At 46.4% G+C, this 13746-nt stretch carries 11 protein-coding genes; 1 reads left to right on the plus strand and 10 read right to left on the minus strand.

The window, feature by feature from the left end; genetic code table 11:
* The 9 genes from flgB to sucC form a co-directional block, all read right to left on the minus strand.
* Positions 1-414 carry a flagellar basal body rod protein FlgB gene (flgB, locus tag AC2TDN_RS05900; protein WP_482065549.1) on the minus strand — a complete coding sequence of 138 codons (414 nt, stop codon included), beginning with the start codon at positions 412-414 and terminating at the stop codon, positions 1-3.
* A 217-nt stretch (positions 415-631) separates the two neighbouring features.
* Positions 632-1402: a GTP-sensing pleiotropic transcriptional regulator CodY gene (codY, locus tag AC2TDN_RS05905; protein ID WP_482065550.1), complete on the minus strand. Its 771-nt coding sequence runs from the start codon at positions 1400-1402 to the stop codon at positions 632-634.
* A 27-nt stretch (positions 1403-1429) separates the two neighbouring features.
* Complete coding sequence (hslU, locus tag AC2TDN_RS05910) at positions 1430-2830, minus strand: ATP-dependent protease ATPase subunit HslU (protein ID WP_482065551.1); 1401 nt, start codon at positions 2828-2830, stop codon at positions 1430-1432.
* A 100-nt stretch (positions 2831-2930) separates the two neighbouring features.
* Positions 2931-3476 (minus strand): ATP-dependent protease subunit HslV, encoded by a 546-nt coding sequence (gene hslV / locus AC2TDN_RS05915; RefSeq protein WP_482065552.1) that lies wholly within the window; start codon positions 3474-3476, stop codon positions 2931-2933.
* Between the two features lie 60 nt (positions 3477-3536).
* Positions 3537-4856, minus strand: coding sequence for an FADH(2)-oxidizing methylenetetrahydrofolate--tRNA-(uracil(54)-C(5))-methyltransferase TrmFO (gene trmFO, locus AC2TDN_RS05920; protein ID WP_484687294.1), 1320 nt, complete (start codon positions 4854-4856; stop codon positions 3537-3539).
* Positions 4857-5216: 360 nt separating this feature from the next.
* On the minus strand, positions 5217-7322 hold the full coding sequence (gene topA / locus AC2TDN_RS05925; protein WP_484687295.1) for a type I DNA topoisomerase: 2106 nt from the start codon (positions 7320-7322) through the stop codon (positions 5217-5219).
* Positions 7323-7350: 28 nt separating this feature from the next.
* Entirely contained in the window at positions 7351-8484 is a 1134-nt protein-coding gene (gene dprA / locus AC2TDN_RS05930; RefSeq protein ID WP_484687296.1) for a DNA-processing protein DprA, read from the minus strand.
* A 177-nt stretch (positions 8485-8661) separates the two neighbouring features.
* Positions 8662-9594: a succinate--CoA ligase subunit alpha gene (gene sucD, locus AC2TDN_RS05935; RefSeq protein ID WP_482065556.1), complete on the minus strand. Its 933-nt coding sequence runs from the start codon at positions 9592-9594 to the stop codon at positions 8662-8664.
* A gap of 60 nt (positions 9595-9654) precedes the next feature.
* Entirely contained in the window at positions 9655-10815 is a 1161-nt protein-coding gene (gene sucC / locus AC2TDN_RS05940; protein ID WP_482065557.1) for an ADP-forming succinate--CoA ligase subunit beta, read from the minus strand.
* Between the two features lie 349 nt (positions 10816-11164).
* On the opposite strand from sucC, the gene AC2TDN_RS05945 reads away from it, so the two are divergent.
* Positions 11165-11872 carry a magnesium chelatase domain-containing protein gene (locus AC2TDN_RS05945; RefSeq protein ID WP_484687297.1) on the plus strand — a complete coding sequence of 236 codons (708 nt, stop codon included), beginning with the start codon at positions 11165-11167 and terminating at the stop codon, positions 11870-11872.
* Positions 11873-11936: 64 nt separating this feature from the next.
* Here AC2TDN_RS05945 and AC2TDN_RS05950 read toward each other — a convergent pair whose 3' ends face one another.
* Positions 11937-13610: a recombinase family protein gene (locus AC2TDN_RS05950; RefSeq protein WP_484687298.1), complete on the minus strand. Its 1674-nt coding sequence runs from the start codon at positions 13608-13610 to the stop codon at positions 11937-11939.
* Positions 13611-13746: the final 136 nt, after the last annotated feature.

Here is a 13746-nt window from a genome sequence, read left to right on the forward strand (position 1 = left end):
TTAGAATCTCCCTTCAATCGCTGTGCGCATCATTCTAAAGTCATGATTAATTTGTTGGATATACAAGTTATAACTTAATTGATTTTTGGCTAGCAAAGACATTTCACGGTCGATATCAACATTATTTTCATTGTTGTTCATCGAAGTTGTTTCATCGGTAATAAGTTTGGGTATAGGTAGATTAGAAGATCCTGATCCGATCGGAATATGCCTTTGATTCGTTTGCTTGCCGACCAATTGTCCTTGCGGATTTCCCATCGATTGTTCTAATAATTCCTCAAACACAACCTCAGACCGTTTGAAATGCGGCGTATCACCGTTGGCCACATTGTTAGAAATGACGCGCTGACGCATTTCAGCTGCTTGAAGCGCACCTTCCATTCTTCCAAATGCAGCGCCATTCAACAAATTCACGTAGTTTCACCACTTTCACATAGAAGATCTTCATAACGTATTCAACAGATTAATCCTCAATCCTTCTTTGTTCGACAGTAAATAATTAAAAAAATGAGATGGTTGTGTCGATTTTTGCCGACAAGATAATATTCAACAATTTCCTAAAATATAACAATAAGAAAAAAGCCCTATCTTTGTAAGAAGATAGGGCAAATATGGTCTTAATGTCCTATAATTAGGACTTGAATTTATCCAATTCCTGTAACAGTTGGTGATTTAAGATTTTAATGTATGTGCCTTTCATCCCTAATGATCTAGTCTCGATTACTCCAGCACTTTCCAGCTTGCGAAGCGCGTTTACAATAACTGAACGTGTTATGCCTGCTCTGTCCGCGATTTTTGATGCGACAAGCAGGCCTTCCTTACCATCCAGCTCTTCAAAGATATGCTCCACTGCCTCGAGTTCACTAAACGACAAAGATCCGACCGCAACGGCAACGACAGCACGGCTGCGAACCTCCTGCTCAATTTCCTCTGTCCGCTCGCGCAAAATCTCCATGCCAACAATCGTAGAACCATATTCAGCCAAAATAAGATCATCATCATCGAATGTGCCTGACAAGCGGGTCAGCACCAAAGTTCCTAGACGATCCCCCCCGCCGATGATTGGCACGACCGTCATAATTTCTTGATCGCCGAGCCTAGGGAATGTTTCATAGATGCCAGGATCAGGCCTGACATTTGTCATGGATTCTTGCATATCAAGAAAACGGACATTGCTCTCCTGCGGAAAACGAAGCTCATCTGCCGATAACGTTCGCATAAAATCATGGTCATATGCATCAACAGCAGAACAGCCAAGTATTTTCCCTCTGCGACTAACGACAAACACATTTGTCTGTATCGTTGTGCATAGCACTTCTGCCATTTCCCTGAAGCTGAGCGCTTTGCCGGCAGCACGTTGCAGCAATCGGTTTAGCGTTCTTGTCTTTGTAAGTAAAGTCATTCTATTGCCTCCCAAAACTCATAACAACTACAGTATATATTGACTCAAATCGCGATTTTGTGCAATGCTTCCCAGCTTTTCCCGTACATATTCCGGTGTAATCGTCATTTTCTCGAGTGACAGCTCAGGCGCTTCGAACGAAAGATCCTCCAGCAGCTTCTCCAAAATCGTATGCAGTCGGCGTGCGCCAATATTTTCGGTATTCCGGTTTACGTCAGCCGCGATTGATGCCAGCTCGTGAATCGCTTCATCCGAAAACTCGATTTGAATGCCCTCTGTCTCAAGCAGCGCAGCATATTGCTTCGTTAAAGCATTTTTAGGCTCCTTCAATATGCTTACAAAATCATCCAAGCTTAGGCTCGTCAACTCGACCCGAATAGGGAACCGTCCCTGAAGCTCTGGAATCAGATCAGAAGGCTTCGCGACATGGAATGCCCCTGCAGCAATAAACAGCACATAATCCGTTTTGACAGGGCCATACTTCGTCATGACCGTTGAACCCTCAACGATTGGCAATATATCCCGTTGAACGCCCTCTCTGGAAACATCCGGGCCTGAACCGCGTGAAGGGCTCGCGATCTTATCAATCTCATCTATGAAAATAATGCCTGATTGTTCAGCTCGCGTTATCGATTCCGATATAACATCATCCATGTCGATCAGCTTATTCGCTTCCTCTTGCGTCAACACCTTGCGCGCTTCCTTAATTGGCAGCTTGCGTTTCTTAGGCTTCTTCGGCATAAGCTGTCCGATTAGCTCCTGCATATTCATACCCATGCCCTCAGGTCCCTGGCCGGATAGCATATCCATCATATTCGGAGAGGAATCCTCAACCTCGATCTCGATCACTTCATTTTCAAGCTTGCCTGCGGCCAGCTGCTCTTTGAGTTGTGATCGTTTTTGGTAGAGCTCATTCTCCACCTCAGGCGCTTCCTTCGGTTCATCCGCTTGCTGTTGATTGCCAAAGAGCATCTCAAATGGATTTTTGGAGGACTTGGCCTTCGCAGCAGAAGGTGCCAGCAAAGCTACGATCCGCTCGTTAGCGAGCTTCTCGGCGCGATCTTTAACCTTTTCTGTTTTTTCGGTTTTTACCATACGTATCGACGTTTCAATCAGGTCGCGAACCATCGATTCAACATCGCGGCCGACATAGCCTACTTCCGTAAATTTTGTCGCTTCTAGCTTTACAAAAGGGGCTTTGACCAGCTTCGCCAAACGGCGAGCGATTTCCGTCTTACCGACTCCGGTTGGTCCAATCATTAAAATATTTTTCGGAACGATTTCATCGCGCAGCGTTTCATCGAGCAAACTTCTACGGTAACGATTGCGAAGAGCAATGGCTACTGAACGTTTAGCCGGCTTTTGTCCAACGATATATTTATCAAGCTCCGCTACGATCTGACGCGGCGTCAGTGCATCATTTCCCATTATAAAATCCCTCCGATATCTATTCTTCGCTATGACTTTCCGAAGCAAATTCATCTATTCCAAGCAAAGCAGCACATGTCAATTTATTGCACATTTAAATTTATTCGATTTCTTCTACGATAATATTACTATTCGTGAAGACGCATATTTCAGAAGCGATCTCTAGCGACGAACGCGCAATATCCTTTGCACCCATCTGAGGCGCATGGCGCTTTAGCGCTCTAGCAGCCGACAATGCGAAGCTGCCGCCCGAGCCAATCGCTAAAATGCCATCATCAGGCTCGATAATCTCGCCATTGCCCGAAATAAGCAGCAATCCGGTTTTGTCCATCACCAGCATCATAGCCTCTAGCCTGCGCAGCACGCGATCCGAGCGCCATTCCTTAGCAAGCTCAACAGCTGAACGCTGCAAATTGCCATGATGCTCCTCCAGCTTTGCCTCAAATTTCTCGAACAAAGTGATAGCGTCTGCAACCGAGCCTGCAAAGCCTGCGACAACTTGACCACGGTAAAGCCTTCTCACTTTTTTCGCTGTATTTTTCATGACCATGCTGTTCCCGAAAGTTACCTGTCCGTCTCCGGCAATCGCGCCTTTCCCTTCATGCCGAACTGCACAAATAGTCGTTGCGTGAAATTGCATTTCCATTGCGTTGCCTCCTCAAGGTTCCATATTGAAAATAGAATGCCATGTCATCATTACGAAATACTATTGCAAATGTTCCCGTTTAAATTGCTCAATGCCTTCAAGCGCCCGATTTGCAATCATTTCGTTCTTTTCTTTCTTGCTGCGAATCTTCTTCTCCAGCGGCGGGAACAAACCAAAATTAGCATTCATCGGCTGAAAATGCTTAAAATCTGCAGTCGTAATATAGTTAGCCATACTTCCAAGCGTTGTATGCTCGGGCAGAACTGCCGGCTCAAGGCCGCGGGCTAGCTTAGCAGCATTAATACCAGCGATTAATCCAGATGCCGCCGATTCCACATAGCCTTCAACCCCAGTCATTTGACCCGCGAAGAACAGGGTGTCGCGATTGTTAAGCTGGTACGTCGGCTTAAGCAGACGCGGCGAATTGATAAAGGTATTTCGATGCATCACACCGAACCGGACAAACTCCGCGTTCTCAAGTCCTGGAATTAGCGAGAATACACGCTTCTGCTCGCCCCACTTCAGGTGAGTTTGGAAGCCGACCAAATTATATAAAGTACCTGCGGCGTTATCTTGGCGAAGCTGAATAACCGCATGCGGCAGCTTGCCAGTATGCGGATTAACTAGGCCTACAGGCTTCATTGGTCCGAACAGCACCGTCTGCTTGCCTCTGCTTGCCATTACTTCAATTGGCATGCAGCCCTCAAAGTAAACTTCCTTCTCAAAATCTTTAACTTCAGCTTTCTCAGCTGTCGTCAGCGCCTCATGGAAAATTTCAAATTCCTCTTCTGTCATCGGACAGTTCAAATAGGCTGCTTCCCCTTTGTCATACCTGGAAGCTAAATAAACCTTATTCATATCGATTGAATCTTTTTCAACGATCGGAGCGGCAGCATCATAGAAATAAAAATACTCCTCGCCAAGCAGCTCTTGAATTTGGGAGGATAAGCCGGGTGCCGTTAGTGGACCAGTTGCAATGACAACGATACCATCCTTCGGAATTTCCGTAACTTCCTCATTGCGAACCTCAACCAACGGGTGTTCATGCAGTCTGCGCGTAACCTCTCCCGAGAATCCGTCGCGGTCAACGGCAAGCGCTCCGCCTGCTGGAACAGCATGCAAGTCGGCGCAGCTCAAAATAAGCGAATCCAGCTGGCGCATTTCTTCCTTTAGGACGCCTACGGCATTGGCAAGTCCGTTTGCTCTCAGGCTGTTGCTGCAGACGAGCTCAGCAAATTGATTGGTATGATGTGCAGGTGTTTTCGTGACTGGACGCATTTCATATAATATGACGGACACTCCCTGCGATGCAATTTGCCAAGCCGCCTCGCTTCCTGCTAGTCCAGCTCCGATGACGGTTACTTTTTGTGGTTGTGACAAAATGTATTCAATCCTTTCAAAATATCATTCTCTTTATACATCGAAAACCTCGTAATACGCGGTTTGTATAGTCATTTAGAAATAAAACCATTGTTGACATGTTTCATCATTTGTTAGCTTTTTTGTCAAAGCTCTAAATCCCAATTGCGCAATTATAATCAAATACGACGGCAGCAACATATAAACGTTGGTTAAACCCTCCTATCGTTTAGGAGGGTTTAAAGTGATTTAACTGCCCGTTTAACAACGGTGTCCTCCCTGTTGGAGGGAGGACGAGTACGGCGTTATCATTCGTTTCGTTTGCAGGCAGTTAATGCTCGATGCTTGTGTCATGTCGTTTTAAATACATCACATGACTTATTAATCGGTATCCGTACCTTGCTCATCTTCGTCCAGAACCTCTTCGGAATAGTCGCAAGTCGGGCAGAGCAGCTTCACTCCGCTGCGATTGCGCTTCTCTACGAACTTGGAATCGCATTGCGGACAAGGCTTATTCGTTGGTTTGTCCCACGATACGTAATCGCATCCAGGATATTGATCGCAGCCGTAGAATATACGGCCTTTCTTGCTCCGACGCTCAATGATCTTGCCTTCGGCGCATTTCGGGCAAGTTACGCCGATGTCCTTGACGATCGGCTTCGTATTGCGGCACTCCGGAAAGCCTGAGCATGCTAGAAATTTACCGAAGCGCCCCATTTTGTAGACCAAGTGACGTCCGCATTTCTCACATAGCTCATCAGAAACTTCATCTTGTATCTCAATTTCCTTCATCTCATCCTCGGCTACTTCCAGCCGCTTCTCGAATGATTCATAGAAATTAGCAAGAACCTTTACCCAGTCCTCGGTGCCTTCCTCCACATGGTCAAGGTTGCCTTCCATGTTGGCTGTAAATTCGGCATCGAGAATTTCAGGGAAAAATTCCTCCATAAGCTGGATGACGAGATCGCCAAGCTCCGTGGGCATAAATTTCTTCTCTTCCATCGCAATATAACCGCGCTTCTGAATCGTCTCGAGCGTAGGCGCGTACGTACTTGGACGCCCTATACCGAGCTCCTCAAGCGTCTTCACAAGCCGAGCCTCTGTAAACCGCGGCGGCGGCTGTGTGAAATGCTGCTTCGGATCAACGGATTCCGAGCTGATCTCATCGCCCGCAGCGAGCGGAGGCAAAAACTTATGCTCTTCAACCGTGCCGTCATCATTGCCTTCTACGTATACCTTCATGAAGCCTGCAAACTTCACTTTAGAACCGGTAGCTCTAAACACCGTCTCGCCAGCTTGCAAATCAACTGTCATCGTATCCAGAACCGCAGATTGCATCTGGCTCGATACAAAGCGTTCCCATACAAGCTTGTATAAACGAAACTGATCGCGGCTGAGAAAAGGCTTCATCGTTTCGGGATCACGCAAAATGGATGTTGGACGGATCGCTTCATGCGCATCCTGCGCGTTGCTGTTTTTCTTCGTATAAACGCGCGGCTGTTCAGGCACGAATGGCGCACCATACTTTTCCGTAATGTATTCCTTTGCTTCCTCTTGCGCAATTGGCGATATACGAGTGGAGTCCGTTCTCATATAAGTAATTAAACCAACGGTTCCTTCTTTGCCAAGCTCCACGCCTTCGTATAGCTGCTGTGCGACAGACATCGTCTTAGAAGCGCGGAAGCCGAGCTTCCTTGCCGCTTCCTGCTGAAGCGAGCTTGTGATGAACGGCGGCGCAGGATTGCGCAGGCGCTCCTTCTCTCTCACTTCAGATACGGTAAATTGGCTGCCCTTCATCGCGGCGAGTACTTCCTGAACTTCCGCTTCCTTGCCAAGCTCGCGCTTCTCTCCATTAATAGAATAATATTTAGCATCAAATGGGATTCCGGAATGACTCAGCTTCGCAGTGATCGACCAGTATTCTTCAGGCACGAAGGCATCGATCTCATTTTCACGATCAATAATAAGCTTAACCGCAACCGACTGGACCCTGCCGGCTGACAAGCCCTTTTTCACTTTTTTCCATAGCAGCGGGCTAATTTTGTAACCGACCAAACGATCCAAAATACGTCTCGCCTGCTGTGCGTTGACAAGATCCATATTAATTTTGCGCGGCGTTTTAAAAGCATCCTTAACCGCTTGCTTCGTTATCTCATTAAATACTACGCGGCAGGTATCGGTTTCATCCAGCTCCAAGTAATGTGCCAAATGCCAAGCAATCGCTTCTCCTTCGCGATCCGGATCGGCTGCTAGAAAGACATGTTTCACTTTTTTGCTGGCATCCTTCAATTCCTTAAGGATGCTGCCTTTGCCGCGTATCGTTATGTATTTTGGATTAAAATCATTATCAACCTCGACGCCGATCTGGCTTTTGGGCAAATCGCGAATATGACCCATGGAAGCTTTAACGATATATTTGCTGCCTAGATATTTGCCAATCGTTTTGGCTTTTGCGGGTGATTCGACGATAACTAAAGAATCTGCCATATAAGGCGCCTCCTCTCTCCATTGCAAGCTATAAAGCAATATATATTGATCCGGGCTGCAATTCAATTTTGCGTTTTATACATAAATTTAGCAGAAGTGCGTTCAAATGTCCAAACGGAATGGCCGAAAGCTCATGCAATTCATTGATAGATAATGGCTGATCTCTCAAAAAAGCGATCAATTTGCTCTCTTCCAGTGTTAGTCGAGCGCCATCTTCCTTCTGTTTGGGATCACTTGTTTTCTCTGCATCCTTGTAAGCTTCTAATGCAGCTGGCAGCCACTTCAGCTCATCGATAATGTCATATGCGCTGCTTATCAGCTTAGCTTCGCCGCGCTTAATTAGTTCATTTGGACCCTCGCTCTTAGGCGATGAGATCGGACCTGGTATGGCGAACAGCTCACGCGACATGTCAGATGCATGCTGAGCGGTTATAAGCGAGCCGCTCTTTGTTGCGCCTTCCACGACAACAGTTCCGACAGATAAGGCGGCGATAATCCGATTGCGCTGAGGGAACTGACCAGGATGCAGCGGAGTACCGATCGGGGTTTCCGAGACCAACAACCCATGCTCCGCGATTTTGTGAAATAAAGAGAGATTCTCTGGCGGGTAACACTTATCAATCGGTGTCGGAAGGACAGCAATCGTCCCTCCCGCTTCGTAGAGTGCAGCTTCATGAGCTTTGCTATCTATCCCTCTCGCTAAGCCGCTTACGACAGTCAAGCCCTCGGAGGATAGCTCCTGTGCAAGCGCAGCCGCCGAATGCCTGCCGTATGCGGTTGGCACTCTCGTTCCAACAATCGCAATGGCGGGTCGCTGCAGCAGCTCTAACCTGCCTTTTGCATATAAGACCCAAGGCGGCTGAGCAATTTCCCTTAAAATAGCTGGATATGCCAAATCATAGGGCGTTAGCGCAACTGCGTTCAATCTAGTTACTGCTTCAGCCCGGTCCTCTGCAAGCATCCATGACTGCTCAGCATAACGCTCCGCCGCAGCGTTTGCTTGGCCGCGATGCAAGCCAATCGCAAGTAAATCCTCTATACTCCATAATGGCATATTCCAAAATTGATGCCGGACGGCCTTCTGAATAGCATGCCATCCAATGCCGGGAATCTCATGCAAAGCCATAATCATTTGCCTGCGAATATCGTTATTTTGTTCCATCCTCGTCCAACCCCTTCTTCAATAGGGGTGGCTTGCATTCTTATCTATTGTGCGTTACACAGCATAAGAATGCAAGTCAACCCTTAAAATAATGGCGACCGGCAACAAAAAAAGCAACCTTCCAACTCCCGTTATCGGGTAGTCGAAAGGTTGCTTACCTTGTTTGGATCTATTTCATTATTTACGCGTAATGCATTTTTCTAGCAAGCCTTGCTCTTCAAGAACGCTAACAAGCGTTGAACCCATTTCAGATGGCGTTGGAGCTACTTTAATGCCGCAAGCTTCAAGCGTTGCGATTTTTTCAGCAGCTGTACCTTTACCGCCGGAAATGATTGCGCCTGCATGTCCCATCCGTTTGCCTGGAGGCGCTGTCGCGCCGCCGATGAAGCCGACAACCGGTTTTTTCATGTTGGCTTTAATCCACTCAGCAGCTTCTTCCTCTGCCGTACCGCCGATTTCACCGATCATGATTACCGCATAGGTATCAGGATCTTCATTGAAGAGATTCAAGATATCGATAAACTCGGAGCCTTTAACAGGGTCGCCGCCGATACCTACTGCAGATGATTGTCCAATTCCGCGAGTCGTCAATTGATGAACCGCTTCATAAGTCAATGTGCCTGAGCGAGAGATAACGCCAACATGTCCAGCTGTATGAATGTAACCAGGCATAATGCCGATTTTACACTCATCCGGCGTAATAACGCCTGGGCAGTTAGGTCCGATAAGAACGGTTTTGCTGCCGTCCATGTAACGTTTTACTTTTACCATATCAAGCACTGGAATGCCTTCTGTTATACAGATGACAAGATCCAATTCAGCGTCAACCGCTTCCATGATCGCATCGGCAGCGAATGCCGGTGGAACGTAGATTACCGAAGCGTTAGCTCCAGTAGCAGCTTTAGCCCCAGCAACCGTATTGAATACAGGCAATGATACGAGCGTGCCGTTATCAAGTGTAATGTCAACGTTCGTGCCACCTTTGCCAGGTGTTACGCCGCCTACCATTTGCGTGCCGTATTCCAATCCGCCTTTGGTATGGAACAAGCCAGTAGCGCCTGTAATACCTTGGGTAATGACTTTTGTATCTTTATTGACCAAAATGCTCACTCTTAACTCACATCCCCTGAATGAATTCGTATGCAGCCTAATGCCGCACAGCAAGTTATCTTATTTCACGAGAGCGACAATCTTCTGCGCGCCGTCCGCCATGGAATCCGCAGCCACGATGTTCAATCCCGATTCTTTCAAAATGTTTTTGCCGAGGTCTACGTTCGTACCTTCTAGACGAACAACGAGCGGACGGTCAAGACCGACTTGCTTCGCTGCTTCGACAACACCATTAGCAATGACGTCGCAACGCATGATGCCGCCGAAAATGTTAACGAAAATACCTTTAACCTTCTCATCGGACAAAATGATTTTGAACGCTTCCGTTACCTTCTCAGCTGTAGCACCGCCCCCTACGTCTAGGAAGTTGGCAGGGTCGCCGCCGTAATATTTGATAATATCCATTGTCGCCATCGCAAGACCTGCACCGTTAACCAAGCAACCGATGTTGCCGTCAAGTGCAATGTAGCTAAGGTCGAATTTGGACGCTTCAATTTCTTTTGCGTCTTCTTCTTCCAGGTCGCGCAGCTCAACGATATCTTTGTGACGGTAAAGAGCGTTGGAATCGAAGTTAAGCTTCGCATCAAGCGCAATAACTTGTCCGTCGCCAGTTACGACAAGCGGATTGATTTCTGCAATGGAAGCGTCTTTCTCTACGAAAGCTGTGTAGAGCGAGATCATGAACTTAACCGTTTTGTTAACAAGCTCATTTGGGATGTTGATTGCATAAGCCAATTTGCGCGCTTGGAAAGCTTGCAAGCCGACAGCTGGATCAACGATCTCTTTGAAAATTTTCTCCGGGGAGTGCTCAGCAACTTCTTCAATCTCAGTGCCGCCCTCTTCCGAAGCCATTATAACGACGCGACCCGTACCGCGGTCTAATACGGCGCCGATATAATATTCTTTTTTGATGTCGCAGCCTTGCTCGATCAGAAGACGTTTTACTTCTTTGCCCTCTGGGCCAGTTTGATGCGTTACGAGCACTTTGCCTAAAATTTCGCTAGCGTATGCGCGTACCTCGTCGATACTTTTTGCTACTTTAACTCCGCCCGCTTTACCACGGCCACCTGCGTGAATTTGTGCTTTCACGACAACTACCGGTGTTCCGAGCGCTTTAGCCGCTTCAACAGCTTCGTCTACGGAGAAGGCTACTTTACCTTCTGGTACGACGACACCATACTGTTTAAGGACCGCTTTCCCTTGATACTCATGGATATTCATTGTTGAAATCCTCCATTTCACAGACTGAAATCAGTCATATGTACACAAACCTCTATTATTGTAGCACCTTTCCCCATCCGTTACCTTATTTTAATACATAATTAATACGGCTTTTTTGATATGGGTTTCATCTCAAATTGAGATTAAATGAGTGAAACCTTTTGCGGCGGCCATTTGACGGTGCTTTGAACTACGCCATCTAGTATGACCCAAACTCCTTTTCTTTACCCGAAACATTTTAAACATTGACAACAAGAAGCGGCCTCCACTATGATATTGGCAAATTCATATCTGTGAACGGAATCGTAAGGAAGCACCTTCATCCATCATTTTGGGGGTGCTTTTTGTCTTGTTTAGTCTAATTCAGAGTGCAAGCGTATATGGCGTTGACGGCAAAGGGATATCGGTTGAGGTAGATATTGCAAGCGGATTGCCGCAGATAAGCGTCGTCGGCCTGCCTGATCCTGCCGTCCGCGAGTCAGTCGAGCGAGTAAGGGCAGCGCTCAAAAACAGCGGCTTCACCTTTCCGATGGACCGAATTACGGTTAATTTGGCTCCGGCTGACCTGCGTAAAGAGGGGACCTCGTTTGATTTAGCAATTGCTGCTGGCATTTTGACGGCAAGCGGCCAAATTAGCGCTGCTCTCTTCGAGAATACGATCCTATTGGGCGAGCTTTCACTAAATGGCAGCGTTCGTCCGGTAGCAGGCGTTTTGGCGATGCTTGAACAAGCAAAGCGACTTGGGCTTACACGTGTCTTGCTGCCAATCGGAAACGTTAAGGAAGCAAGCTGGATATCTGGGATGGAGCTGTTTGCTTTAAGTCATTTGAATGAGCTGGATTTATACAAAAAGAAACAAGAAGGCTGGGAGCATATTCGTGTCATTCACGCAAATGATCCCATCTATAATCAGAGCAGTTCTACTGCTGCCTTGGATAGTCAGGATAATACCGGCGATTACGGAGACGTCATCGGTCAGCATCAGGCCAAACGCGCGATGCTCATCGCTGCCGCCGGCAAACATAATATTTTCACCTTGTGTAACATTGTCAAGTAATAATAATTCCATAATCGAATAGAAAAAAACATCCCCATTTTCAATGAAGGTGCTTCCTAAAATATTACATGCCCGCCAATTCGTCGAATACATCCAATTCAAACGATAAGACCGCTTCCCGCCGCGACGAATTGCGCTTGTCTTTCTTCGTCACAAATTCAACGACTTTGGAAGTTACGACGAATCGCGTGATCAGCTTCAATATTTCTTCGCGGGAATAGTCGTCTTTGACATTCATCTCTTCAATATTACGAATCCGATCTTCAATACGTTCGACTTCTTCAAAAATTGCTTCATTAGTAAGCGATAATTCTTCGACTTCACGAAGCAATACGTCCTTACGTTGCGCTAACTCGTCCGTAAGCTTATCGTAAAGGGCTTGCGGTACTTTACCCTTCATTACATTACGAAGCAATATTTCGCCTTCTGCTTCGATCTCCGCAAGTTCCGTTTGTTTCGCTTCCAATTGTTCGACGGCGGGCGTGTCAATTTGTTTGTTAAGTGCGTCGATTTGATTACGAAGCTTCAATATATGTTTGTCCTTCTGGCGCACAAATACCGTAATCAATCCGTTTGTGGTTAGATCGTCTATTTGTTCGTATATAGCAGATTCGTTAATATTCATCGCGTCGCAAGCATTTGTTCCTTTTTGCTTCTTAGTCCCGCAATTGAAGAACGCCCGCCCACGGTCAACGTTCCGCGTATAGGTTCCGCCGCATTTCGAACAATAGATTTTACTCGCAAATTCTGACGTCCCGTAATAAATGCCTTTTTGGTTAACGTGATTAACCTTTGAACCGCGCAATTTATTCACCTTATCGTATAGTTCGCGGGATAGTATCGCGGGAACGCGGTTTTCATGTACTATCCATTCCGATTCGTCATTAACAACGGGCGTCTTCTTACTGAATACCGTCCCCGTATCGTATTTGTTGCGTACCAAGGCGCCGTAATACTTTTCTTGGCTTAACATGCGCTTGATCGCTTGCGGAACAAACCTTTTGCCCTGACGCGTCTTTATGCCTTGCTCGTCAAGCGCATTGATTATACGGCGGATTCCCATGCCGTTGGCGTACATTTCATAAACCTTGCGAATAACTGCCGCTTCTTCTTCAACAATCGTTAATTCGTTTGTTTCCTTATGGTACTTGTACCCATAAATTTTATCAGTCGTAAAAACCACGCCTTTTCGCATCCCTTCCTTATGCCCGAAACTAACCTTCGACGACTTGTCAATAGATTCCTGCTGAGCGAAGTTTAGGAAGGAATTAAGCATAAATTCTTTATCAATTCCGTCAAACAAAATATTAAAGTCTAAAAAATGGACAAATACGCCTTTCTTCAATAGTTCCCGTAGAACATCAATAACCAAGACGTTCCGAGCGAAGCGGCTTGTATTTTTAACGAAAATCCGATTAAACAAAGGCTTGCGGGTACTGGCGGTGAAGATTGACTTTTTACTGTTAATTTTCGTTTCATCAAGTCCCGCGTCTATGAGCATCCGCGTAAATTCTTCGCGGCGGTTCAAGCTTGTTCCCGAAATGCCTTGGTCTGCGTAAATTTTGAATAAAGTAAATTCCTTACTCTTCGTAATTTCACGTTGAAAGAAAGCCTTTTGATTCGTGAAGCTTGTTAACTGTTCTTCGGAACCCGTCGATACACGGCAATAAGCGGCGGCTTTAATTTTCCCTTTCGACGGTCGGCTTGACGTTTCTTGTATGCTATCTAACGAATACATATCGAATCCCCTTTGCGTGGTTTTGTTCTCATTGATATGATGATAACATTGTCACGGTAATTTTGTCCAATAAAAAACGCCCGCTTATTGGGGCGCCGCAATTGTTGATTCTAATATTACGCTTGTTCCGTCGGTG

The organism is Paenibacillus sp. Y660 (genome assembly GCF_057221575.1).